The 22,726-nt window shown below is 73.1% G+C and carries 21 protein-coding genes; 10 read left to right on the plus strand and 11 right to left on the minus strand.

Annotated features, from left to right (window positions below; genetic code table 11):
- Positions 1–34: 34 nt before the first annotated feature.
- The gene (locus tag ACIQVZ_RS00835) at positions 35–1,075 is read left to right on the plus strand and encodes a S41 family peptidase (RefSeq protein WP_402446002.1); all 1,041 of its coding nucleotides are present in this window, start codon (positions 35–37) and stop codon (positions 1,073–1,075) included.
- Positions 1,076–1,097: 22 nt separating this feature from the next.
- On the opposite strand, the gene ACIQVZ_RS00840 is transcribed toward ACIQVZ_RS00835, so the two are convergent.
- Positions 1,098–3,170 carry an MFS transporter gene (locus tag ACIQVZ_RS00840; protein WP_402446005.1) on the minus strand — a complete coding sequence of 691 codons (2,073 nt, stop codon included), beginning with the start codon at positions 3,168–3,170 and terminating at the stop codon, positions 1,098–1,100.
- A gap of 378 nt (positions 3,171–3,548) precedes the next feature.
- Between ACIQVZ_RS00840 and ACIQVZ_RS00845 the strand changes: the two genes are divergently transcribed.
- Positions 3,549–4,670 carry a peptidoglycan-binding protein gene (locus tag ACIQVZ_RS00845; protein WP_402446008.1) on the plus strand — a complete coding sequence of 374 codons (1,122 nt, stop codon included), beginning with the start codon at positions 3,549–3,551 and terminating at the stop codon, positions 4,668–4,670.
- 17 nt (positions 4,671–4,687) lie between these two features.
- Here the strand turns inward: ACIQVZ_RS00845 and ACIQVZ_RS00850 are convergent, their stop codons facing one another.
- The 4 genes from ACIQVZ_RS00850 to ACIQVZ_RS00865 all read right to left on the minus strand — a co-directional run bounded on the left by ACIQVZ_RS00850 (position 4,688) and on the right by ACIQVZ_RS00865 (position 9,493).
- On the minus strand, positions 4,688–5,278 hold the full coding sequence (locus tag ACIQVZ_RS00850; RefSeq protein WP_350878273.1) for a TMEM165/GDT1 family protein: 591 nt from the start codon (positions 5,276–5,278) through the stop codon (positions 4,688–4,690).
- A 294-nt stretch (positions 5,279–5,572) separates the two neighbouring features.
- Entirely contained in the window at positions 5,573–6,334 is a 762-nt protein-coding gene (locus ACIQVZ_RS00855) for an ABC transporter permease (protein WP_402446010.1), read from the minus strand.
- A 5-nt stretch (positions 6,335–6,339) separates the two neighbouring features.
- Positions 6,340–7,956, minus strand: a complete 1,617-nt coding sequence (locus ACIQVZ_RS00860; protein WP_350878080.1) for a phospholipid carrier-dependent glycosyltransferase — start codon at positions 7,954–7,956, stop codon at positions 6,340–6,342.
- Positions 7,957–8,188: 232 nt separating this feature from the next.
- Positions 8,189–9,493, minus strand: a complete 1,305-nt coding sequence (locus ACIQVZ_RS00865) for an MFS transporter (RefSeq protein WP_402446013.1) — start codon at positions 9,491–9,493, stop codon at positions 8,189–8,191.
- Between the two features lie 147 nt (positions 9,494–9,640).
- On the opposite strand from ACIQVZ_RS00865, the gene ACIQVZ_RS00870 reads away from it, so the two are divergent.
- Entirely contained in the window at positions 9,641–10,201 is a 561-nt protein-coding gene (locus ACIQVZ_RS00870; RefSeq protein WP_402446016.1) for a MarR family winged helix-turn-helix transcriptional regulator, read from the plus strand.
- Between the two features lie 160 nt (positions 10,202–10,361).
- Here ACIQVZ_RS00870 and ACIQVZ_RS00875 read toward each other — a convergent pair whose 3' ends face one another.
- The 3 genes from ACIQVZ_RS00875 to ACIQVZ_RS00885 form a co-directional block, all read right to left on the minus strand.
- A complete protein-coding gene (locus tag ACIQVZ_RS00875; protein ID WP_363580760.1) occupies positions 10,362–12,191 on the minus strand; it encodes a glycosyl hydrolase family 18 protein in 1,830 nt (609 codons plus the stop codon).
- A 350-nt stretch (positions 12,192–12,541) separates the two neighbouring features.
- Positions 12,542–13,177: a hypothetical protein gene (locus ACIQVZ_RS00880; RefSeq protein WP_402446019.1), complete on the minus strand. Its 636-nt coding sequence runs from the start codon at positions 13,175–13,177 to the stop codon at positions 12,542–12,544.
- Positions 13,178–13,336: 159 nt separating this feature from the next.
- Positions 13,337–13,897: a DoxX family membrane protein gene (locus ACIQVZ_RS00885; RefSeq protein ID WP_350878085.1), complete on the minus strand. Its 561-nt coding sequence runs from the start codon at positions 13,895–13,897 to the stop codon at positions 13,337–13,339.
- 200 nt (positions 13,898–14,097) lie between these two features.
- Here ACIQVZ_RS00885 and ACIQVZ_RS00890 point away from each other — a divergent pair, with 200 nt between their 5' ends.
- Complete coding sequence (locus ACIQVZ_RS00890) at positions 14,098–14,730, plus strand: MarC family protein (protein WP_350878086.1); 633 nt, start codon at positions 14,098–14,100, stop codon at positions 14,728–14,730.
- A gap of 31 nt (positions 14,731–14,761) precedes the next feature.
- Here the strand turns inward: ACIQVZ_RS00890 and ACIQVZ_RS00895 are convergent, their stop codons facing one another.
- Entirely contained in the window at positions 14,762–15,307 is a 546-nt protein-coding gene (locus ACIQVZ_RS00895) for an NADPH-dependent FMN reductase (RefSeq protein ID WP_350878087.1), read from the minus strand.
- 83 nt (positions 15,308–15,390) lie between these two features.
- Positions 15,391–15,834: an Lrp/AsnC family transcriptional regulator gene (locus ACIQVZ_RS00900; RefSeq protein WP_350878088.1), complete on the minus strand. Its 444-nt coding sequence runs from the start codon at positions 15,832–15,834 to the stop codon at positions 15,391–15,393.
- A 215-nt stretch (positions 15,835–16,049) separates the two neighbouring features.
- Between ACIQVZ_RS00900 and ACIQVZ_RS00905 the strand changes: the two genes are divergently transcribed.
- The 3 genes from ACIQVZ_RS00905 (at position 16,050) to ACIQVZ_RS00915 (ending at position 18,478) form a co-directional block, all read left to right on the plus strand.
- The gene (locus ACIQVZ_RS00905; protein ID WP_350878089.1) at positions 16,050–16,880 is read left to right on the plus strand and encodes a tryptophan 2,3-dioxygenase family protein; all 831 of its coding nucleotides are present in this window, start codon (positions 16,050–16,052) and stop codon (positions 16,878–16,880) included.
- 14 nt (positions 16,881–16,894) lie between these two features.
- Entirely contained in the window at positions 16,895–18,121 is a 1,227-nt protein-coding gene (kynU, locus tag ACIQVZ_RS00910; protein WP_402446025.1) for a kynureninase, read from the plus strand.
- A gap of 126 nt (positions 18,122–18,247) precedes the next feature.
- Positions 18,248–18,478 carry a hypothetical protein gene (locus tag ACIQVZ_RS00915; protein ID WP_350878091.1) on the plus strand — a complete coding sequence of 77 codons (231 nt, stop codon included), beginning with the start codon at positions 18,248–18,250 and terminating at the stop codon, positions 18,476–18,478.
- A 197-nt stretch (positions 18,479–18,675) separates the two neighbouring features.
- Here ACIQVZ_RS00915 and ACIQVZ_RS00920 read toward each other — a convergent pair whose 3' ends face one another.
- Positions 18,676–20,124: a choice-of-anchor A family protein gene (locus ACIQVZ_RS00920; RefSeq protein WP_402446027.1), complete on the minus strand. Its 1,449-nt coding sequence runs from the start codon at positions 20,122–20,124 to the stop codon at positions 18,676–18,678.
- 284 nt (positions 20,125–20,408) lie between these two features.
- Between ACIQVZ_RS00920 and ACIQVZ_RS00925 the strand changes: the two genes are divergently transcribed.
- The 3 genes from ACIQVZ_RS00925 to ACIQVZ_RS00935 all read left to right on the plus strand — a co-directional run bounded on the left by ACIQVZ_RS00925 (position 20,409) and on the right by ACIQVZ_RS00935 (position 22,724).
- Entirely contained in the window at positions 20,409–21,116 is a 708-nt protein-coding gene (locus ACIQVZ_RS00925; protein WP_402446030.1) for a 4'-phosphopantetheinyl transferase family protein, read from the plus strand.
- Positions 21,117–21,269: 153 nt separating this feature from the next.
- Entirely contained in the window at positions 21,270–21,752 is a 483-nt protein-coding gene (locus ACIQVZ_RS00930) for a DUF2269 family protein (protein ID WP_063347418.1), read from the plus strand.
- A 135-nt stretch (positions 21,753–21,887) separates the two neighbouring features.
- Positions 21,888–22,724 carry a helix-turn-helix domain-containing protein gene (locus tag ACIQVZ_RS00935; protein WP_402446035.1) on the plus strand — a complete coding sequence of 279 codons (837 nt, stop codon included), beginning with the start codon at positions 21,888–21,890 and terminating at the stop codon, positions 22,722–22,724.
- Positions 22,725–22,726 lie beyond the last annotated feature (2 nt).

The following is a 22,726-nucleotide window of genomic DNA, read 5'->3' on the forward strand; positions in this document are numbered from 1 at the left end:
ATCAGGAGTGGTAGGAGTCATGAGGGGGCAGCGGATGAGACGACTGGGGCGGACGGTCGCGGCGGCGGCCGTACTGGTGCTCGCGGCGTGCTCCTCGCCGGCCCCCGAGTCACCGACTCCCGGGTCACCACCCCCCGAGCACATGTCCCCCGAGGCCCGCGGCTACCTCTCGGAGGCCCTGGACCTCATCCAGCAGAAGTCCCTCAACGCCGCGAAGGTGGACTGGCCGAAGCTCCGCACCCAGGCCTTCGCCCAGGCGGCCACGGCCCGCACCCCGGCCGACACCCACGCCGCGATCAGGGCCGCCGTCACCGCCCTCGACGACCACCACAGCCGCTTCTACCCACCCGACCAGGCGGCGGAGGTCGACGCCGACCCGGAGGCCGTGAACGCCCCGACCGCCCGGCAACTCCCCGGCCGCATCGCCCAGTTGACCCTCCCGGCGGTGAACGGGTCGGAGCACACCTACGCCGAGTACGTCTCCCGCGGCCGCGCCGCCGTCGCCGGAGTGAGCGCCTGCGGCTGGGTGGTGGACCTGCGCGGCGAGACCGGCGGCGGGATGTGGGCCCCGCTGGCCGTCGCGGCGCCGATCCTCGGCGACGGCCCGCTGGGCGCCTTCGTCACCGCGGACGGCACCCGCAGCACCTGGTCGGTCCGCGACGGCGTGCCGTACCTGGACGACGCCCCGCAGGCTTCCCCCGCCACCCACCACGACGAGGCGGCGCCCACCCACCACGACCAGGCGCCCGAAACGCCCGTCGCCGTCCTCACCGGCCGCGCGACCGGCAGCGCGGGCGAGGCGGTCGCCATCGCCTTCATCGGCCGCCCGGCCACCCGCAGCTTCGGCCGGCCCACCTACGGGGTGCCCACCGGCAACGCCGCCCACCGGCTGTCGGACGGCGCCGTCCTGCTGCTCACCGGCGCCGCCGAGGCCGACCGCACCGGCAGGGTCCACGAGGGCCCGATCGAGCCGGACGAGGCGGTCGACACGGCCGACCCCCGCAAGGACGACGATCCCGCGCTCGCCGCCGCCGTCACCTGGCTTTCCGACCAGACCCCCTGCAAGGCAGGCTAGGCCCTGCCCGACCGGACAGGGCCTAGAACGACCGCCCCTCACCCCGGTACGGCGGCTCGTGGGCCGCACGGTCGGGGCGGTCTCGCCGGTCGGCGCAGAGGGTGGAGCTGAGGCGGGTGAGCAGGTCGGCGAGGTCGGCGTACTGCTGCTCGTCCCAGTCGCCGAGCAGGTCGGCGAGTTGCGCGCGCCGGGCGGCGACCAGCTTGACGGCCGCCTCCGCCCCCGGTTCGGTGAGCCGCAGCGGCAACCCGCCGCTGCGGGCGGCGAGGCCCCGGCCCTCGACTTCCCGGACGGCGCTCTCGATGACGGCGATCGGGATGATCCGCCGCTCGGCGAGTTCGGCCGGCTCGACCGAGCCGTGGTGGTGCATCTGCAACAGCAGCCAGCTGGAGGCGGGTTGGAGGTCCAGCCCGGCCCCCTCGGTGATCCGCCGGAAGAGGTCGCGCCGGGCCTCGCGGGAGCTCAGTACCGAGAGCGCGCGGGCGATCTCGTCCAGCGACGAGCGCTGGACGGGGTTGACGCCGATGGATTCGCTCAGGTCGGGTGCGGTGACGGTGGAGCGCAGCTTCTGCTCGCGCAGGAACAGCGACAGCACGAAGGCGACCAGCGCGACGGGCACCGCGTACAGGAACACCCTGGTGATCGACTCGGCGTACGCGTGGTGGACGGCCTCCTGGGCGACGACGGGCAGCCGGGCGATCACCCGCGGGTCGGAGGTGATGGCCTCGGGGTGGAAGCCGGGCGGCAGCGGCAGGCCGGTGAGGGCGTCGGCGAGCCGGCTGCGCAGCCCGCCGGCGAACAGGGTGCCGAAGACGGAGACGCCGAAGGAGGCGCCGATGGAGCGGAAGAAGGTGGCGCCGGCGGTGGCGACGCCGAGGTCCTGGTAGCCGACGGAGTTCTGCACGATCAGCACCAGTACCTGCATGACCAGGCCCAGCCCGAGGCCGAAGACCAGGAAGTAGAGGCTCATCTCGGTGGTGCTGCTGTGCTCGTCGAGCCGGGAGAGCAGCAGCAGGCCGACGGTGGTGACGGCCGTCCCGGCGATCGGGAAGATCCGGTAGTGGCCGGTGCGGGCGACGATCTGGCCGGAGCCGATCGAGGTGAGCAGCATGCCGAGCACCATCGGCAGCATGTGGATGCCGGACAGGGTGGGCGAGACCTGCATGACGACCTGGAGGAAGGTCGGCAGGTAGGTGAGGGCGCCGAACATCGCGAAGCCGACCACGAAGGAGATCACCGCGACCAGGCTGAACGTCCGGGAGCGGAACAGCCGCAGCGGCAGCACCGGTTCGCCGGCCGTCCGCTCGACCAGGACGAAGGCGACCAGCAGCACCAGGCCGAGCACGCCGAGCCCGACGATCTGCCAGGAGGTCCAGCCCCAGGTGGTGCCGCCGAGGGAGGTCATCAGCACCAGGCAGGTGGCGACGGCGGCGATCAGCACGGTGCCGAGGTAGTCGATCCGGTGCCGGCGCCTGACCTCCTGCCCGTGCAGGACGGCGGCGATCACCACCAGGGCGACGACGCCGATCGGCAGGTTGATGTAGAAGACCCAGCGCCAGCTGAGGTTGTCGACGAACAGGCCGCCGAGCAGCGGCCCGAGGACGCTGGTCACGCCGAAGACGGCACCGAAGAGGCCCTGGTACTTGCCGCGGTCCCGGGGGGAGACGAGGTCGCCGACGATGGCCTGGGTGAGCACGATCAGCCCGCCGCCGCCCAGGCCCTGCAGCGCGCGGAAGGCGATGAGTTCGCCCATGTTCTGGGCGATGCCGCAGAGTACCGAGCCGAGCAGGAAGATCACGATGGAGGCCTGGAAGAAACGCTTCCGGCCGTACATGTCGCCGAGCTTGCCCCAGAGCGGGGTGGCGGCGGTGGAGGCCAGCAGGTAGGCGGTGACCACCCAGGAGATGTGGTCCAGGCCGCCGAGGTCGCTGACGATGGTGGGCAGCGCGGTGGAGACGATGGTCTGGTCGAGGGCGGCGAGCAGCATCGCCAGCAGCAGGGCGCCGATCGGCACCCAGAGGTTGGGGACGGTGACCTCCGGCGGGCCGGGCTCGTGCGCCGGGCTGCGGTCGGACGCGGCGCGCGAGTCCGTCATGGCGGCTCCGTAGGGTCGCGGGCCCGGCCGAGGCGGCGGGCCCGTGCGGATGATCACTCCCAGCTCACCATGCTGTCAGAAATGCCCCGGTTTGCTCCCTCGGGTTGAGCCGAACGTAGCCGCCGGGCCCGCGACCCAGGACGCACCGAGCCGAGCCGACCGCACCCGACGCACCGACCCGACCGCCGGCACCGGGGACATCCGCCGCTCCCCGACCGTTCCTCGGGAAACAACCGCCACCAACCGGCACAACACCCCCGCCCGGGTCCGGACGCCCCTGTCCCCCCTCCGGGACGTCCTGCATAATCAGGCGCGATCGTGAGCCCGGGAACCGCCCCGGGGCGCGGAGACCACCCGAGAACCGAGGAGGGCCGGCCGATGCCGGACCAGCACTGCCCGACGTGCGGCACCGCACGCTCCACCGGGTGCGGCTGCGTCCCGGACCCGAGCCTCACCGAGACGGCCGTCCTCCCGCACCTCGAAGGCCCGCCGCTGGTCCGCCCGTACGTGCCGCAGGCGGTCGGCCAGGTCGCCGAGGAGCCCGTGGCGGACGTCCCCGCCGTCGACCCGTTCGCGACCACCGTCCTGCCGCCGGTCGCCCCGGGACAGCCGGCCCCCGTCCACCCCGCCGCGCCCCCGTCCGTCGTTCCCCCGCTGGGGCCGGACGCCGACGCCTACGCCACCACCGTGCTGCCGCCGGTGCCCGCCTCCGGGCCGGGCGCCTACGCGGCGGCGACGGCCCCGCAGGCCGCGTCCGGCGGCGACCTCGGGGTCTTCCCCTTCGACCACGCGACGCCCGGGCCCGAGCCTGAGCCCGTCGGCGGCCGGGCCGCGCGCAGAGCCGCCGAGCAGGCCGCGCAGAACCCGCTGGCCCGGCACAAACTGCTGCTGGCCGGGGTGGGCGCCGGCCTGGTCGCGCTCACCATCGGCATCGCGTACGCGGTGACGCCCTCGCCCGCGCCGACGACCCGGCAGGCGCAGCCGCTGCCCACCACCCTGGCGCCCGCGCCGGTGGAGCCGACCGCCCCGGCACCGACGGACCCGGTCACGCCGCCGCCGACCAGCGAGGCGCCGAGCCCGACGTCGCCCCCCACCCGCAAGCCGAGCCCGACGAAGACGGCCACCCCGGCGCCGACGCAGACCACCCAGGCCCCGGTCGCCGCTCCCCCGGCCCCGGCCTCCGTCCCGAGCGCGCCCCCGACACCCACGCCCACCCCCACCACCGCGACGCCCACCCCGACCCCGACGCCCACTCCGACGCCGACCCCGACCACCCGGGTACTCCAGTTCGGGATGACCGGAGCGGACGTCAAGGACATGCAGCAGCGGCTGTGGGCGGCCGAGTGCGGATACGTCGACAAGTCGCTGATCACCGGCAACTTCGACTACTGGACCGGAACGGTGCTCAGCGACTACCAGACCAGCAACCGGATCAAGGGTGAATTCCGCGTCTACGGCCCGAAGACCCGGGCCGCCCTGGAGGCCGACCCGGGCTGCTGAGCCACGGCCAACCGGGGTCAGCCGGTGATCGCCCCGAAGATGCTGATGCCCGCCAGCACCACCATGATCGCCGCCGCGACCCGGATGATCAGCTTCATCGGCACGTACTTGAGCAGCTTCTGCCCGCCCACGATGGCGAGCCCGCCCACCGCGCACAGCGCCAGCCACGCGCCGAGGCCGACGGCCAGCGGATCGGCGTACTTGGCGGCCAGGTTGGCGGTCATGATCTGGGTCAGGTCGCCGAACTCGGCGACCGCGACGACCACGAAGCTGGCCCCGGCCACCTTCCAGAAGCTGTTCGAGGACGGCTCCTTGGCGGCGTGCCCCTCCTCGTCGTCGCCCCCGCCGTGGAACAGCAGCATGGCCGCGCCGGCCAGGAACAGCACGCCGGTGACGCCCTCCACCCAGCGGTGCGGCAGCAGCGAGAGCAGGTGTCCGGCGGCGAGCGCGAGGACGACCTGAACACCCATCGCGGCGGCGACACCCGCGAAGACGTAGCTAGCACGGTACTTGGTGCCGAGTACGAGGCTGGCCAGCGCGGTCTTGTCCGGCAGTTCGGCCAGGAAGATGATGCCGAACGTCAGCGCGGCCACGGTCAAACTCATCAGAAAGGGTCCCTCGGTCGGGCTGCCCGGCCTCCGCAGGTCCGTCAGGGGACGCTTCGGCCCGACAGCACTGGTGATGGTCACAGCACTGCGGCCGAAGGTCTCGCCGGCACCGACCCCGGAGGATCGGGTGCCCCGGGCGCCGGGCCCGTGAGGGCCAGTATGTCGACGGTCCGGTGGAGGGCTACTCCCCTTCAACGTGCTCAAGGGTACCCGACCGCGTCCGGTCCCCAAGGCGGCCCGGTCCCCCAGCACTCACCAGCCCGCGCTCACCGCCCCGCGCTCACCACCCCGTGCTCACCAGCCCGTGCTCACCAGCCCCCGGCCGACCAGCTCCAGCACCACCACGATCGCCACCGACTCCACCGCCAGCAGCCCGACCAGCACGAACAGCTGCACCGCCCCCGCCTGGACGGGCGAGGCGCCGCCGAGCAGCATGCCGACGAAGGCGCCGGGGAGGGTGACCAGGCCGACCGTCCGGGTCTGGTCGAGGGCGGGCACCAGCGAGGTCGCGGCGGCGGTGCGGCAGATCTCCAGCCGGGCGTCGCGCTCCTCGAAGCCGAGTGCCAGGGCCGCCTCCACCTCGCCGCGGCGCTGCCGCAGCTCGTCGAGGGCGCGCCGCCCGGCCAGCGAGGTGGCGGTGAGCGCGCCGCCGATCAGGATGCCGGCGACGGGGATGACGGACAGACCCTTGGCCGGCAGCAGCCCGACGGCCAGCAGCAGGGCGAGCACCGGCAGCACACCGGCACCGATCGGGGCGGCCGCCCAGACCCAGCCCGGGCCGGGGGTCATCCGCCGCCCGGCGGTGCGCACCGCGACGCTGAACATCAGCAGGACGAACAGCGCCGACCACCAGAGCGAGCCGACCACCCAGCTGATCACCGCGGCCACGGCGGCCAGTTGCACCACCGCGCGCAGTCCGGCCCGCAGCACCGCGTGCCCGTGGCCGAGCAGGCCCCGGCCGGCCACCGCGACGGCGGCCAGCAGCAGGGCGGCGGTGACCACCCCGAGCACCGGGGTGACGGGCAGCAGCTGGCCGCCCGCGGCGGACAGGGTCACCGGTGTCAGATCCAGCTGGTGAACCACATCCGGTCCTGCCAGGACGTCATCGGGATCACCTCCGCCGTGTACAGCGGGTAGAAGAAGGCGAAGCAGGCGACGATGGCGAGCACGATCAGCCCGGCGCCGGCCGCGCCGATCCGGCGGCGTTCGGGGCTGCACCCGGCCGGGCCGAGGATCGCCCCGAGCATCTGCGCGACGGCCAGGCACAGGAACGGCACCAGGACGACCATGTAGAAGGAGAAGACGGTCCGCTCCTGGTACTGGAACCAGGGCAGGTAGATCCCGGCGACGGCGCACAGCACGGCGCCCGAGCGCCAGTCCCGGCGGAAGAACCAGCGCCACAGCAGGTAGACCAGGGCGAAGCAGGCCGTCCACCAGAGCAGCGGGGTGCCGAGGCCGAGGATCTGGGACGCGCAGCCGCCGGTGGCGGTGCAGCCGTGCTGCCCGTTCGGGACCTGCTCCCAGTACATGGAGACGGGGCGGCCGACGACCAGCCAGCTGAAGGGGTTGGACTGGTAGGTGTGCGGGGTGCTCAGCCCGGTGTTGAAGTCGTACATCTGCGAGTGGTAGTGCCACAGGCTGCGCAGCGGCGCGGGCACCCAGCTCATCGACACCTGCGGCAGCGGGACGCCGAGGAAGGTGTCCGGGGACAGGCCGGGGCGGCCGTCGGCCCAGTGCCGGTCGTACCCGCCCTCGCCGTTGCCGCCGCTGGCGAGCCACCCGGCCCAGGCGCCGACGTACACCACCAGGGCGGAGCCGACCATGGCGAGGAAGGCGGGGACGGCGTCGCGGCGCAGCATCGAGCGCCAGGGGCGGCGGGCGCCGGCCCCGCGGCGGCCGGACTGGTCCCACAGGACGGTCAGCAGGCCGAAGGCGGCGAGGATCATCGCGCCGTTCCACTTGACGGCGCAGGCGGCGCCGAGGAGCACCCCGGCGGCGATCCGCCAGGGGCGCAGGCCGAGCCGGACGCGGTCGCCGTCGGTGACGCCGGCCAGCCGGGCGCGGACGTGGTCGCGGTCGATCAGGAGGCTGCCGAAGGCGGCGAGCACGAAGAACATCTGGATGCCGTCGAGCAGCCCGACCCGGCTCATCACCAGTTGGAGGCCGTCGACGGCCATCAGCAGGGCCGCGGTGCAGCCGACCAGGGTGGAGCCGAAGAGCCGGCGGCCGATCCGGGCGAGCATCAGCACGGTGACGGTGCCGAGCAGGGCGGTCATGAACCGCCAGCCGAAGGGGTGCAGGCCGAACAGCTGTTCGCCGACCGCCATCACCCATTTGCCGAGCGGCGGGTGGGCGATGAACTCGGGCGCGGAGGTGAGCGGGATGTGCTGCGGGACGGCCAGGACGTCGGCGTTGGCGTGGTCCGGCCAGCTGCCCTCGTAGCCCTGCCGCAGCAGCGACCAGGCGTCCTTGGGGTAGTACGTCTCGTCGAAGACGAAGGCGTTGGGGTAGCCGAGGTTCCAGAACCGCAGCAGTCCGGCGAAGAGCGCGACGCCGATCGGCCCGAGCCAGCCGGACCAGTCGGCCGGCAGGCGGAGCAGCCGGCCCCGGGCCGGTGCCGGGGCGGCGGGGGCCGGGGCCTGGGCCGCCGGGGGGTGCGTGAGCGCCGCTTGCGTCATTGCCTCGCCGATTCGCCTGTCTCCTGTGCCGGCCGGGTCTCCTGTACCGACCGGGCCGGGCGGCCAACAGCCACTGACACTATGTGGCGGTGGTCGCGAAGCCAAGCGCGACGGGCGCCGACCAGGTGACCCGGTCGGCGCCCGTCGGCACGCCTGTTCGATCGGCGGTCACGCCGCCGTCCGCAACTCCCCGTCGGCGGTCGCACCACCGCCCACAGCCCCCCGTCGGCGGTCACGCCGCCGTCTGCAGCTCCCGGACGACCGTGGTGCGGACCACGGCCGGGGCCGCGTTGTCCTGCTCCGGCGTGAGGTACGGGCGCAGCCGCAGCGCCAGGACGACGACCAGCAGCGTGGAGCCCGCCATGGCCGCGAGGTAGAGCGGCCAGGTGCCGGAGCCGACCAGCAGCACGCCGACGGCCGGGCCGACCGCGATGGCGATCTGCTTCACCAAGGCGTACCCGGAGTTGTAGGTGCCGAGCAGCCGGGCCGGGGCGAGGTCGGCGACGATCGGGCCCATGGTGGGCGCGAGCAGCGACTCACCGACGCCGAACAGGGCGTAGATCGAGACGATCGCGACCGTGGCGGCCATGGTCTCGGTCCGGATCAGGCCGGCCACCAGGGCCATCGCCCAGGCGCCGAGCCAGACCACGCCGGCCGCGGCCATCGCGGTGGTGCGGCGGCGGCGCGCGGTGATCCGCACCATGAACATCTGCAGGACGACGATGGTCAGCGCGTTGGCGCCGATCGCGAAGCCCAGGGTGGAGGGCGCGGTGCCGACGGTGTCGGTGGCGAAGGCCGCGACGCCGGACTCGAACTGGCCGTAACAGGTGAAGAAGATCAGCCCGGCGAGCACGCAGAGCCGCAGCATCGCCTTGTCGGCGACCAGCGCGCGCAGGCCGGTCGGGCCGTCGCTCTTCTCCTGGAGGGGGATCAGCGGGTTGGCCGGCATCCGGGCGGTGCCGGTGACCAGGGCCAGACCGAGGAAGGTCGCCGCCTCGATGGTGAACAGCCGGGTGAGGCTGGCCGGGTCGGCGACGTTCACGATCTGGCCGCCGACCAGGGCGCCGATGCCCATGCCCAGGTTGACCAGGGTGAACTGGAGCGCGAAGGCGTGCGAGCGGGTCGCGGCCGTCGAGCAGCGGACGATCATCGTGGCGAGCGCCGGCTGGCAGGTGGTGACACCCGCGCCGAACAGGAAGGAGGAGACCAGCAGGGCCGGGGTGCCGGTGGCGTGGCCGAAGGCGAACGCGCCGGTGGCGGCGAGCGCCGTGCCGGCCAGCAGGACCGGGCGGGGCCCGTACCTGTCGATGCCGCGACCGGTGAACGGGAGGACGACGAGCGCCGCCAGCGCGAAGACGGTGAACACCATCCCGGCCGCCAGCGAACCCAGCCCGCGCACCTGATCCACGTACACGAACATGTACGGCATCGTGAAGCCGCTGCCGAACGCGCTGAGCGCGTTGCCGATCTGGACGCGGCGCAGCGGGCCGCCCGCCCCGCGTCGCTGCTGCCTCTGCTGCTTCACCGTGCCGGTCACCGTGCACATCCCTTCCTGGATTCAACTGGATACTCTTAAGGTCCAGAAGATTTCAGAGCTAAAGTTTGACAAGATAAAGTCTTAGCACCGGAAGAGTGTCGAGTCAAAGGCTTAAGGGATGCACGCCTCCGTGCGACACTGGTCCGCATGACTACGGACAAGCCCGCGCCGGCCACCGCCAGGGAGCTGGGCATCGCCGAGCAGGTGGCCGTCTACCAGCGGGAATTCCCCACCGTGGACCCCCAGGTGGAGACCATCGTGCAGACCCTGTCCCGGGTCGCCCGGCGGATGGGCGTGGCCTACGACCGGCAGCTGACTGTGCTGGGAATCACGGCCGCCGAGTGGGAGGTGCTCAAGGCGCTGGTGGTCTCCGGCAGCCCGTACCGGCTCGGGCCGGGTGAGCTGGCCAAGCGGCTCGGGCTCACCCCGGCCGCGATGACGCACCGGATCGACCGGATGGTGACCGAGGACCTCGTCACCCGGGAGCGCGACGAGACCAACCGGGTCCGGGTGATCATCGAGCTGACCGAGAACGGCCGCGACAAGTGGCTGGAGTCGATGCGGATGGCGGCGGTGTTCGAGGAGGAACTGCTCCAGGACGTCACGGGCGAGGAGCGGACCGTGCTGTCCGCGATCCTGGCGCGGATGCTGCGGCGGATCGAGGAGAGCCAGCCGGACGCGCTCGGGCGCACCGCCGACCTGGCCTGAGCCGCGCGCCCGGATCACGCGCCCGGGTCGCGCACCCGAAACGCGACGAGTCCGAAACGCGACGAGTCCGGCCCGCCGGGGGTGCTCCCCCGGCGGGCCGGACTGCTCGGTTCAGGTGCTGCGAGGGTCCGTCAGGCCCTCAGCTCATGCTGCCCGAGGGTCAGCAGGCGCCGTTGTCGGTCCAGACGCCCCACTGGCCGCTCTGGCTCGGGTCGTCGCCCTTGGTCCACCACTTGTTGGTGTAGTAGTGGCCCTTCCACGAGACCTTGGTGCCGCCGGCCGCGTAGGTGGTGTTGGCGTCCCAGCTCGGGGCGGCCGGGCAGCCGGCCGGCGAGGTCGGGGTGCCGGTGGGGGTGCCGGTCGGGGTACCCGTGGGGGTGCCGGTCGGCGTGCCCGTGGGCGTGCCGGTCGGGGTCTGGGTCGGGGTCGCCGTGCTGCTCGGGGTGCCGGTCGGCGGGGCCGGGCAACCGGCGGCGGAGCCGTTGGTGGCGTTCACCATCGTGTCGAACAGGCCGGTCTTGGTGCCCAGGTCGTACAGCGAGAAGGCGAAGGAGCCGCCGAGGCCGTTGCAGTGCGCGTAGTCGAGCTTGGCCTGGATCGACCGGGTGTCCTCACCGCTCCAGAAGGTGTTGCCGTCGTAGAAGTACGTGGCCTTGGCATCGTCGTCCCAGAAGGTCCTGGACGGGTTGTCGACGAAGCCCGCGAGCTCCTTGTACATCTGGATGCCGGGGACGTTGCCGGACATCGCCGCGCCGGTCGCCGGGCTGGCGGCGGGCTGGAACAGACCGTTCTTGCCGTTGTTCTGGACGCCGGTCCAGCCGCGGTAGTAGAACGGCACACCCATGTTGATCTTGTTGGCGGGGAAGCCGCCGGGGATCCCGTAGTCCGCGTCGCCGACCGTCCACGCCTTGATGGCGTTGTCGATCGAGTACTTGCCGTGGCCCGGCTTGACCGGGGTCGACGGGTCGTTCGGGCCCGCGTAGAGCGCGGCCTGGTGGTTGGTCGGCCCCTGGGCGTCCCAGCCGCCGTGCATGTCGTAGGTCATGACGTCGAGGAAGGTGAGGTACTGACCGATCTTGTCGGTCTCGACGTTCATGATCTTGTCCTGGCCGGCGCCGACCGCCGCCGACAGGGCGTAGGTCTTGTTGTCGGCCTTGCCCTGGGCGTCCAGCTGGGTGCGGAACTCCTTCAGCAGCGCCGTGAAGTTCTGCTTGTCGGCCGGGCTGGAGATGTTGCCGGTGTGGCCGCCGCCGCCCGGGTACTCCCAGTCGATGTCGATGCCGTCGAAGATGCCGGCGCCGGAGCCCGGGCCGCCGTAGCCGGCGTCGCTCGGGAGGTTGCCCTTGATGAACATGTCGAGGCAGGACGAGACCAGGTGCTTGCGCGAGGCGTCCGTGGCGGAGGCCGGCGAGAAGTACTTGGAGTAGGTCCAACCACCGATCGAGAGCAGGATCTTGAGGTTGGGGTTCTTCGCCTTCAGCTTCTTCAGCTGGTTGAAGTTGCCCGCGATCGGCTGGTTCCAGACGTCGCCGACGCCGTCGACCGAGATGTCCGCGCCGAAGCTCTTCTGGTAGTCGGCGAACGCGTCGGCCGCGCCGTCACCCGCGTTGGGGTTGTTGTCGTTCGTGTCGGCGGCCTTGGTCGCCTCGAAACAGCCCAGGTCGGTCGGGTGGATGTTCGCGAAGTCGTAGATCAGGTAGTCGAGCTTCCCGGCCACGCCGGTGTCCTGGATCGTCTTCGGGTAGTACGCGTTGGCGTAGACCGACCACTGGTCGTAGTAGGCGACCTTGATGCCGCCGCTGGTGGCGGCCGCGCCGGTGGTGTTGGTGGTCGCGGCGTTGGCCGCGGCGCCGCCGGTCAGCGCGAGGCCCGCGCCGAGCAGCACGGAGGCGGCGGTGCCGGCCGCGACGGCGGCCAGGCTCTTCGGGCGGCGTCGACGGCCGCCCGTCGGAGCCGGGGTCCCGGCCCTTTCAATGCGTGAACGCAGCATGGGTGCGTGACTCCTGGTTGTGGGGGATTTCCGTCGTCCCGTGGGGGTGCGCCCGAGGTGGGGTCGGACGACCGGGACATGACAGCTCAGTGCGGGGAATCGTGCGGGGAAGTCGAGCGGGATCAGCGGGATCGGGCCTGGACGGACACCGGGATGTGCCGAACCGGCGCCCGCGGCACGAGGCCGTTGACGCCGGTTCAGGGGCTCCCTGCACCTGGGCAATAAAAATGGACTAGACCAACTCCCCCGTCAAGGGGTCCCGTTGGGCCTTGAGCCGCGCTTAAGGTTCGGCCCCCGCCCGACACCCGCGCTGACCTGGGAACCAGCAGCGGAGAACCAGCAGCGGGAAGTCAGTAGCGCAGCGCGTTCGCCACCACGGCCTTCAGGCTGCCCGAGAGGTCCCGGTTGCTGCGCGCGGTGGCCTGGGCGCTCCGGCCGGCCGCCACGTCCTGGACCGTCACCGCGGTCGCGTCCTGCACCGTGCCGGAGTCGTCGGTGAAGTCGACCTGGATCACGTACCGGTACGACTGCTGCCCGTGGTTGGTGATGGTCAGGTCCACCTGCGCCCTGCCGTCCGAGCCGGTGCTCACCGCCCCGACCGCCACGTCCGCCTTGGCGTCCAGCCCGCCCTTGATCCCGGAGACCGCCGAGGAGGCCGCCGACACCGCCGCCGAGGCCCGTGCCTCCGCCGAGGCGATCACCGCCCCCGCCCCACCCGCCACCGAGGCTAGCGCCGAGGCGGCGGAGGCCGCGGCCGAGGCGCCCCGCTCGATCGCGGCGGAGGCCGAGGTGGCCACGCTGCTCGCGCTCTTTCCGGAGGAGCAGCCCGCCAGCGCCACCGCGGCGACCATGGTGGCGGCCAACACCCCGGCCACCGCCCGGCGTTGGCGGCGCACCGGCGGCGCGTCCAGGTGCCGCGCGGTGACCCGCGGCCTCGCATCGGTCCGGGTGAGCGGCTGGCGGTCCATGCGGTCCAGGCGGTCCATGCGGTCCCTCGTTTCTGCCCCGGCGCCGGGCTGCCCGGCACGCCTTCCCGACCACCCTCCGAGGGCCGCCCGGGGGCCGCCAGCAGGACTGGTCCCTCCGGGTGACCGGGGCGGGCCGGGCCGGACCGGACCTGGGACAGCCCGGGGACCGCCGACGCCTCAGGACAGTCCCGAACCCTCCTGCTCGTCCGCCTCCATCGCGGCCCGCTCCTCGCGCAGCCGCACCACGTGCCGGCGCCGCGCCACCACGCCGTACGCCCCGGCGACGGACCCCGCGAAGGCCACCAGGCCCATCCACGGCTGGTCGAGGACGTGGCAGGTCAGGTGGTCCAGCGAGTACCGCCCCGGACCGGCCAGGCCAAGCGCCAGCCCGGCCGCGCCGAGGAAGGCCGGGTACTCGTAGCCGCCGGAGGTCGCGAAGAAGCCCCCGGGGGTGTGCACCGCCACCGCGCCGGCCATCGTCCCGGCCACCACCGCGCCGGCCGCGCCGGTGGCCAGCCCGGCGACCAGCAGCACGCCGCCGCCCGCCTCACCGGCGCCCGCCGCGATGGCGCTCTGCCGGCCGGGGTGGAAGCCCATGTGCTCCATCGCCTGGGCGGTGCCCTCCAGGCCTCCGCCGCCGAACCAGCCGAACAGCTTCTGGGTGCCGTGCGCGATGAGCACCCCGCCGACCGCGCCGCGCAGGGCCAGCAGGCCCAGGTCCTTACGGTTCAGACACATGTCGCATCCTCGTTCCCGGGGAGGTGATCCGACTTCCATGGGAGCCGAGAGCGCGCACCCGTTCGAGCCGGGACGGCCATCCGGGCGAATTCGTCGGCGACCGGGAATGAACCGCCCCCGGGCGAGATTCGCGCCACGCCCGACCGCGGGGCGTGGCGTGGCGGAGCGGCCGCACCGGCCGCCGCGGTCATGCTTGGCGCATGTTCGTCTTCAATCTGAGCAGCGCCTTCATCACCTTCTTCGCCGTGGTCGGCCCGCCCAAGGTCCTGCTGGCCTTCGCCCGGCTGGCCTCCACCCGGAGCACCCGGGAACTGCGACGGCTGGCGGCGTGGAGCACGATCATCTCGGCGGTGATCGGCCTGGTGCTCGGCTTCACCGCGGACGAGGTCACCACGCTCTTCCACATCAGCGACCAGTCGCTGCAGCTCGCCGGCGGGACGATCTTCTTCATCTACGCGGTCGCGCTGGTCTTCGGCGTCCACCTCGGCGGCGAGAACGAGGACGACGACCACCTGCCGAACCCGATGGTGGACGGCATCCGCGAACTCCTGCTGCCGTACATCGCCAGCCCGCTCGCGGTCAGCGCCGTGCTGGTCGCCTCGCTCGCCCGCAACGACTGGAGCTGGAAGGCCACCATCGGCGGGGCCTACCTCGCGGTCGTGGTGATCAACTACGTCTGCGTGGCCCTGCTGGCGCCGCTGATGCAGCGCACCCACCGCACCTCGCTGGAGGTGCTCTCCCGGCTGCTCGGGCTGCTGCTCGCGGCGGTCGGCGTGGAACTGTTCCTGACCGGCCTGGCCGGGCTCGGGGTCCACCTGCCCGAAGGGCACTGAGCCGGGCCGCCGCCCGTCGGGCCGCCACTCGTCAGACCGCGGCCGCCGCCAGCCGGGCCAGCACCTCGCCGATCCGCTCCCGCACCAGCGGATCGGCGACCAGCCCGTCCGGGCCGACCGCCCCGCGGTCCAGCGGGATGCGAACGCAGGCGCCGTCCACCACCGCCGCACCGGTGTAGCCGAGGACGGTCCGCAGGGTGGCCTCGGCGCCCTGGCCCCGGCCCGGGCCGGCCGCGTTGATCCAGCCGGCGGGCTTGTCCGCGATCTCCGTCCCGCCGACCGTCCAGTCCAGCAGGTTCTTGAAGGAGCCGGGCAGCGTCCCGGCGTACTCGGGGGTGCAGACCAGCAGCGCGTCGGCGGCCTCGACGGCGGCGCGCAGGGCGGCCACCGGCCCGGGCAGCGGGTCGGTGTCGTGGTCCGGGTTGAAGTGCGGCAGGCCGGCCAGCCCCGCGTAGTAGGTGGCCCGCAGGCCCGGGGTGGCGGCGGCCACGGCGGCGGCGGTGCGCAGCACGGTCTCGTTGGCGGAACCGGCCCGCAGGCTCCCGGGCAGCAGCAGGATGTGACGCTCGTTCGGCATGCCGAGGAACCTACCGTTCCGGCCCCGGGCCGCTCCTTGGTCGCGACGGCGCCGCGCCGCGCCGGGGCGACGGCTCCCCGGCGCTACGTCCCGGCGGGCGCGACCACCGGCCGCCAGGGCACCGGGCTGGAGAGGATCATCGAGCTGGACGGCTGGCCGTAGCCGCCGAGCCGGTCGCACAGGGCCTCGAAATCGGCCATCGTGGGCACCGCGACCAGCAGCGCGCAGCAGGCCCCGCCGGTGACCCGGTGCAACTGGAGCACCTCCGGCCAGGCGGCCACCTGGGGGTCGCGCAGCACGCAGCGCGGGCCGTAGCACTGGATCTGGACCAGCGCGGTGATCGGCAGTCCGGCCCGGCTGAGGTCCACGTGGGCGTGGTACCCGGTGATCACGCCGTCGGACTCCAGTCGGCGGACCCGTTCGGCCACCGCGGGTGCGGACAGGCTCACCCGGCGGGAGAGTTCGTTGTAGGAGAGTCTGGCGTCGGTCTGCAACTCGGCCAGCAGGCGGCGGTCGACGGCGTCCATGACGGCTCCCGGAGTGACTGGAACGGGTGGTTTCGCGACCGTAAAGCGAATCGGCCGAACGCCTCGCGAACGACAACCCGGATCGCGGTTGCGGTGTCCGTCGACCATTCAACCGGGGGGTCGCACCGCCGCACAATGGGCACCCCGGTGGAACCAGGCCGTCCGTCTGGTCGCCGGTCCGGGCGACGGGCCCGGGTGGATCAGGAGGAATCGGGATGGGGCACGACACGGTGGAGACGCCCAGCCTGTCGTTCGATCGGCACGGGGAGCCGGATCGGGGCACCCCGTACGCCCGCTACGTGTGCCTGGACGAGCTGCACAGCCTGCAGCACCCGCGCAGCAAGGTGCCGGCCGAGCTGTCGTTCATCGTCACCACGCAGGTGATGGAGCTGCTGTTCGACCTGCTGCGGCACGAGTGGACGCTCGCCCAGCGCGCGCTGCGGGAGGACGACCTGCCCGCCGCACTGGCCGCGCTGCGGCGCGGCACCCACGTACAGGACGTGCTGGTGGAGTCCTGGGACCTGCTGGCCACCATGACGCCGCAGGAGTTCAACGGCTTCCGCGCGGCGTTCGGCCAGGCCTCCGGCTTCCAGTCCGCGGCCTTCCTGCACCTGGAGTTCCTGCTCGGCAACAAGAACGCCGCACTGCTCGCGATGTACGACGGGATGCCGCGGACGCAGGCCGAGCTGACCGAGGCGCTGCGCTCCCCCGGCCTGTACGACGACGCGCTGGCCCTGCTGGCCCGGCGCGGCCTGCCGCTGCGCCCGGAGCCCTCCGAGCAGCGCTACCGCGCCGGCGACGAGGTCGCCGCGGCCTGGCGCCTGGTCTACACCGACCCGGAGCACGCCGACCTGCAGCCGCTCGCCGAGGCGCTGCTGGACGTCGCCGAGCGGGTCACCCGCTGGCGCCAGCGCCACCTGTCCGCGGTCAAGCGGACCATGGGCGGCAAGCCCGGCTCGGGCGGCTCCAGCGGGCTGAGCTGGCTGCGCAGGTCCGCCGAGCAGGACGTCTTCCCGGAGCTGTGGACGATCCGGGACGAGCTGTGAACGAGGGGATGGGCATGGTCACGCGCGAGGAGTGCGCGGCGCTGGACGCCGTCGACCCGCTGGCGGCGTTCCGCAAGGAGTTCGCCCTGCCGGACGGGGTGGTCTACCTGGACGGGAACTCGCTCGGCGCGCTGCCGGTGCGCACCGCGGAACGGGTGCGGCAGGTGGTCGAGGAGGAGTGGGGCCGGGAGCTGATCCGCAGCTGGAACGACGCCGGCTGGTTCGAGCAGCCGTACCGGCTGGGGCGGCGGATCGCCCCGCTGGTCGGGGCCGGGCCGGAGGAGGTGGTGGTCTGCGACACCACCTCGGTGAACCTGTTCAAGGTGCTCGTCGCCGCGCTGCGGCTGCGCCCCGGGCGGCGCACGGTGCTGGGCGACGGCGAGGCGTTCCCGACCGACCTGTACATCGCCGAGGGCGCCACCGGCCTGGTCGAGGGCGCGCGCAGCGTGCTGGTCCGGCCCGAGGAGCTGGACCGGCACCTGGACGGCGACGTCGCCGCGGTCGTCCTCTCGCACGTGGACTACCGCACCGGCGAGCTGCTGGACCTGCCCGGGATCACCGCCCGGGTGCAGGCCGCGGGCGCGCTGATGATCTGGGACGTCTGCCACTCGGTGGGCGCGCTGCCGGTCGAACTCGGCGCCGCGGGCGCGGACTTCGCGGTCGGCTGCACCTACAAGTACCTGAACGGCGGCCCCGGTTCGCCGGCCTTCCTGTACGTCGCCGAGCGGCACCTGGCGGCCGGCCCGCGGCAGCCGCTGAGCGGCTGGTTCGGGCACGCCCGCCCGTTCGCCTTCGAACCCGGGTACGACCCCAGGCCGGGCATCGGGCGCTTCCTGACCAGTTCGCCGTCACTGCTCGGGCAGGCCGCGCTGGGCGCGAGCCTGGACGTCTGGGAGCGCGCCGACCCGGCCGCCGTCCGGGCGAAGAGCCTGGCCCTGACCGACCTGTTCATCGGGCTGGTCGAGGGGCTGGACGGGATCGAGGTGGTGACCCCGCGCGAGCACGCCCGGCGGGGCAGCCAGGTCGCGCTGCGGCACGCCGACGGCTACCCGGTGGTGCAGGCACTGATCGCGCGCGGTGTGATCGGGGACTTCCGCGCGCCCGACCTCATGCGGTTCGGCTTCACCCCGCTGTACCTCTCGTACACCGACGTCTGGGACGCGGCCCGGGAGTTGGCCGAGGTGCTGGCCGGCGGGGAGTGGCGGGAGGAGCGGTTCTCCCGCCGCGGCGAGGTGACCTGAGGCCCGGCGCCGCGGCGCGGCCCGCCACGGGACAGTGACGCACGCCATGCCCAGGTCAAGTTCGACTCCCATCGCCCTCGGGAAACCTCTCGATTGACTCATCGTCAGTCACAAGGGGAGGTTTGCGTGAACATCGAACTCGGACCACTTTCGCCCGAACCCTTCATGCTGGCCCTGGGGTTGACCCTGTTCTTCCTGATCACGTGGACGCTGGGCCACCGCATCCTCCCCCGCGTCGAGCGGGTCCAGACCGAGCGGTGGGACGCGACCGAGGGCCGCACCGAACGCGCCGAGGCCATCCGCGCCGAAGCGCCGCCGACCGGGCCCAGGCCGCCGAACAACTCCGGCAGGACGTAGGGGAGTTGGCTGTTACGCTGGCCGGCCGGGTGGGCGGTGAACCGGTGCACGCCGTCGCCGCCGGCCGCCGCACGGTGGACCGCTTCTTCCGCTCCCGCTGAGCCGCCGTCGGCCCCTCGCCCGTGCTGGGCGAGGGGCCGACGCATGTCTGGGCCGTTGTTGCTGTTGTTGCGGTTGCTCGTTGCCCCGGGCAGGACCTAGCTGTGGCGGCCGCGACGGCGGGCGGCCAGGACGGCGAGACCACCGAGGCCGAGCAGGCCGACGCCGGCCAGACCGAAGACCATCGGGGCGTTGCCCGCGCCGGTGGAGGGCAGCTCACCACCGCCACCGGGGTGGTGGCTGGTCGGGTGCTCGGACGGGTGGTGGCTGGTCGGGGCCGGGCCCGAGCTGGACGGACTGGCCGAGGGCGAGGAGGACGGGGACGACGACGGCGAGGAAGAGGGCGACGAAGAGGGCGACGCCGACGGCGAGGAGGACGGGGAGGACGAGGGCGACGAGGAAGGCGAGGAGGACGGGGACGACGACGGCGAGGAGGAGGGCGACGACGACGGCGAGGTGGACGGCGACGGGCTCGGCGTCGTCTGGCAGTCCGGCAGGTCCCCGTCGAACGGGTAGCTGTGGATCTCGTAGCCGCCGGTGCCGGTGTGGATCAGGTTGCCCGCGAGGTACACCCGGCCGTTCATCCCGGGCTGGGCGATGGTCGTGGTGCCGCCGGGGTTTCCGGCCAGGACCGAGCCCTGGAACTGGGCGCTGCCGAGGATCTGCGCCGAGGTCGCGGTCGGGAAGTTGTACATCAGCTTCGACCGCATGTCGGTGGTCTGGTCCCCGGGCTGGCCGGTGCCCGTGTAGGTGTTGATGATCGGGCTGTCCCCGAGCATGTTCACCACGACGGTGGCCCCGGCCGGGATGTTGTTGAAGACCAGTCCGATCTGCCCGCCGCTCGGCGAGGCCAGGTTCTGGGAGACGTTGAAGACCTGTTTCAGGCTGGTGCCGTCACCTGTGAAGGTGGCCTCGCTGTTGGTGACGGCGACGGTGCCGGTCGCGGCGGCCTTGCCGACGCAGTCGGAGATCTCCTCGATCTGGGTCAGTACGTCCTGGTAGGGGGCGGCGGCGTTCGGGTCCTGGATCGACTGGCCGGTGGGGTCGATGTTGACGGTGCCGGTGACGCTGCCCGCGTGGCGCAGGTTGCCGAAGGCCGGGCCGTGGGAGTCGCTGCCGCCGATCAGGATCGAGTTGCCGCTCACGGCGTCGACGTTGCCGCCGGTGGTGACGAAGTCGCTGCCGTTGGGCGGCACGACGCGCGAGCCGACGCCGACGACGCCCATGTTGTAGATGCCGCCGCCGTTCTTGTCGACGGTGAGGTTCCCCAGCGCGACGATCTTGCCCTCGGCCTCGGCCGCACGGCCGTTGACGGTGTAGTTGCCACCGGTGAAGACGTTGATGCTGGCGTCCCGGCCGGGGAAGTCGCCGTTGTTCGGCGGCGGCCAGGTGGCGGGGCAGTCGGGGCCCGTGCAGGCGCCCAGCGGCGGGGCGAGCGGCGCGGCCGAACCGACCGTCAGCACGGCCGCCAGCGGCAACACCGCGACGACGGTCGCCACGGCGACCCGGACGGTCCGGCGCCTGCGGGTGGCGGGTTCTCTTCTCACGGCGGTCGTTCTGTGATCCGGCGTACCGGTGCCCTGACCCATCGACACATTCCTCCGCGCATAGGAAAAGGAGCAGGTATGCACAACCTGCCCCGTTCGTACTATCTGCTGGCGATCCCGCAGATCCGGGACATCCAACCTCAAATCGGGCGATTCCTACCCTACAGATCCTCAGATCCGATCCGAAAATCCACCGCGCGGCGCAGCAGTCACCTCCCACCGGCCCTGCCCGGACGACCTCCGCGCCGCCCCCGCCCGACGTCCGCGCCCGTTAGGTTGGAGCAATGACCTCCGAGGCCCAGGACCAGAGCACGCCGCTCGTCGCCGTCGCGTCCGCCGACGCCGTACTGCGGCACCCCGAAGCGGGCGAGCACCTGCTCACCCCCCTCGAACTCGAACGCGCCGCCCGCTTCCGGCACGAGTCCGGGCGGATCGACTTCACCGCCGGCCACGTGCTGGTCCGGCTCTGCGCCGCCCGGCTGCTCGACGTCCCGGCGGCCTCGCTCACCCTCGCCCAGCAGTGCCCGGACTGCGGCCTGGCCGACCACGGCAAGCCGTACCTGCCGGACCACCCCGAGGTGCACGTGAGCCTGTCGCACACCCGGGGCGTGGTGGCGGCCGGAGCCGGCCGCCAGCCGGTCGGGGTGGACGTCGAACTGGCCGCGCGCGGCGGATCGCTGGGCGCGGTCGCCCGCCGGGTGCTCTCCCCCGCCGAACTGCGCCTGGTGGAGGCGGCACCGGAGCCGGACCGGGCGTTCCTGCGGCTGTGGGTGCGCAAGGAGTCGCTGATCAAGATCGGGCGGGCCACCCTGGACACCCTGGCCTCCGTCGACCTGTCCGACCTGCCCCTGGACGTCCCGCCCGGCGCCCCGCTGCGCAGCCGCCACCAGGACCTGCACCTGCTCGACTGGGCCGACCCGGAGCACGGCGCCGCCGTCGCGGCGGTCAGCACCGCCGCGCCGAGGATCGTCCAGCTGACGACGGCGGGCTGACCAGGGCGGAGCTGCGCCGCGCTGCGGAACGAGCACGCCCACCCGCACGGCGAGCCCCCGGATAAGCGGTGTTAGCGTGCCTGATCGCGGGCGCGCCGCCACCGGACGCCCGCCGCACCAGCTGCCCACCGCCGGATTAAGGGTGTCCCCGCCATGGCCAAGTTCCTGCTGAGCCTGCACGTCCTCGCGTCGGTCCTGTTCATAGGCCCGGTCGCGGTGGCCGTCAGCATGTTCCCGCGCCGGGCCAAGGCCGCGCTGGCCGGCGGGCCGGATCAGGCCTCGGACGCGGGCGTGCTGCGGATCCTGCACCGGATCACCCAGGTCTACGCCCTGCTGGGGGTCGCGGTGCCGGTGATGGGCATCGGCCTCGCCCAGGTGATGGACGTGCTCGGGCAGTCCTGGATCATCGTCTCGATGGTGCTCACCGCGATCGCCGCGCTCTCGCTGCTGCTCTTCGTCCTGCCCGGGCAGCAGGCCGCGGTGGACGCGCTCGGCGCCGACACCGCGCCGGAGCAGCACGCCAAGGCCGTCCAGGGCCTGCGGCTGCTGCCGATGACGGCCGGGGTGTTCAACCTGCTGTGGGCGGTGGTCGTGGTGCTGATGGTCATCCGGCCGGGGTCGAGCACCGGCGTCTGAGCCGGGCCCCCGAAGCCGTACCGAAGCCGTAGCGAACGAGGGACTCCGCCGCCCGGCCGTGCCGGCCGAAGCCACGCCGACCGGGCCGAAAGGCCTTCTCCCCCGGAGCTGGCCCGGTCCAGTACCGTCCTGGCCATGACGATCATGGCGGGCATGGGCAGCCCGACGGGTACCGGAGTCGGTCCGCTGCTGCGCGGCTGGCGCGAACGGCGGCAGCTCAGCCAGTTGCAACTGGCCCTGCGGGCGGACTCCTCGACCCGGCACCTCAGCTTCGTCGAGAACGGCCGCTCCCGGCCGAGCCGGGAGCTGGTGCTGCGGCTCGCCGAACACCTGGACGTCCCGGTCCGCGAGCGCAACACCCTGCTGCTCGCAGCCGGCTACGCCCCGCACTTCCCCGAGACGCCGCTGGACGACCCGTCGATGGACGCGCTGCGCGGGGGCCTGGAGCGGCTGCTCGCCGCCCACGACCCGTACCCGGCGCTGGTCGTCGACGGGACCTTCCGCGTGCTGGCGGCCAACCGCTCGCTCGGGCTGCTCCTCGACGGCGTCGCCCCGCATCTGCTGGAACCACCGCTCAACGCGATGCGGATCGCCCTGCACCCCGAGGGGCTGGCGCCGCGCATCGTGAACCTGCCGCAGTGGCGGCGGCACCTGCTGGAGCGGGTGGAGCACCGGACCGAGCTGCTGCGCGGCGAGGCGCTGCGGCGGCTGTACGAGGAGGTCGCCGGCTACCCGACGACGGCGGACGCCCCGGGCCCGGGCGGGGAGCAGGCGGACGGCGCCGGGCTGTTCCCGTTCGCGCTGCCGATGCGGATCCGGCACGAGGGGCGGGTGCTGTCGTTCCTGTCCACCATCACGACCTTCAACACGCCGCTGGACGTGACGGTCTCCGAGTTGGCCATGGAGACCCTCCTGCCGGCCGACGCGCAGACGGTGCGCTTCCTCCAGGACGCGGTCGGCCCGGAACGCTGACC

Origin of the sequence: Kitasatospora sp. NPDC098663 (assembly GCF_044760075.1) — a bacterium.
In the GTDB taxonomy this organism is placed as follows: domain Bacteria; phylum Actinomycetota; class Actinomycetes; order Streptomycetales; family Streptomycetaceae; genus Kitasatospora.

Coding starts and splice junctions, on each gene's coding strand:
- ACIQVZ_RS00875 (WP_363580760.1), bottom strand. CDS start 12,191: ATGCTGCGTTCACGCATTGAAAGGGCCGGGACCCCGGCTCCGACGGGC.
- ACIQVZ_RS00885 (WP_350878085.1), bottom strand. CDS start 13,897: ATGTGTCTGAACCGTAAGGACCTGGGCCTGCTGGCCCTGCGCGGCGCG.
- ACIQVZ_RS00890 (WP_350878086.1), top strand. CDS start 14,098: ATGTTCGTCTTCAATCTGAGCAGCGCCTTCATCACCTTCTTCGCCGTG.
- ACIQVZ_RS00870 (WP_402446016.1), top strand. CDS start 9,641: ATGACTACGGACAAGCCCGCGCCGGCCACCGCCAGGGAGCTGGGCATC.
- ACIQVZ_RS00840 (WP_402446005.1), bottom strand. CDS start 3,170: ATGACGGACTCGCGCGCCGCGTCCGACCGCAGCCCGGCGCACGAGCCC.
- ACIQVZ_RS00845 (WP_402446008.1), top strand. CDS start 3,549: ATGCCGGACCAGCACTGCCCGACGTGCGGCACCGCACGCTCCACCGGG.
- ACIQVZ_RS00895 (WP_350878087.1), bottom strand. CDS start 15,307: ATGCCGAACGAGCGTCACATCCTGCTGCTGCCCGGGAGCCTGCGGGCC.
- ACIQVZ_RS00905 (WP_350878089.1), top strand. CDS start 16,050: ATGGGGCACGACACGGTGGAGACGCCCAGCCTGTCGTTCGATCGGCAC.
- ACIQVZ_RS00860 (WP_350878080.1), bottom strand. CDS start 7,956: ATGACGCAAGCGGCGCTCACGCACCCCCCGGCGGCCCAGGCCCCGGCC.
- ACIQVZ_RS00880 (WP_402446019.1), bottom strand. CDS start 13,177: ATGGACCGCCTGGACCGCATGGACCGCCAGCCGCTCACCCGGACCGAT.
- ACIQVZ_RS00935 (WP_402446035.1), top strand. CDS start 21,888: ATGACGATCATGGCGGGCATGGGCAGCCCGACGGGTACCGGAGTCGGT.
- ACIQVZ_RS00835 (WP_402446002.1), top strand. CDS start 35: ATGAGACGACTGGGGCGGACGGTCGCGGCGGCGGCCGTACTGGTGCTC.
- ACIQVZ_RS00925 (WP_402446030.1), top strand. CDS start 20,409: ATGACCTCCGAGGCCCAGGACCAGAGCACGCCGCTCGTCGCCGTCGCG.
- ACIQVZ_RS00900 (WP_350878088.1), bottom strand. CDS start 15,834: ATGGACGCCGTCGACCGCCGCCTGCTGGCCGAGTTGCAGACCGACGCC.
- ACIQVZ_RS00930 (WP_063347418.1), top strand. CDS start 21,270: ATGGCCAAGTTCCTGCTGAGCCTGCACGTCCTCGCGTCGGTCCTGTTC.
- kynU (WP_402446025.1), top strand. CDS start 16,895: ATGGTCACGCGCGAGGAGTGCGCGGCGCTGGACGCCGTCGACCCGCTG.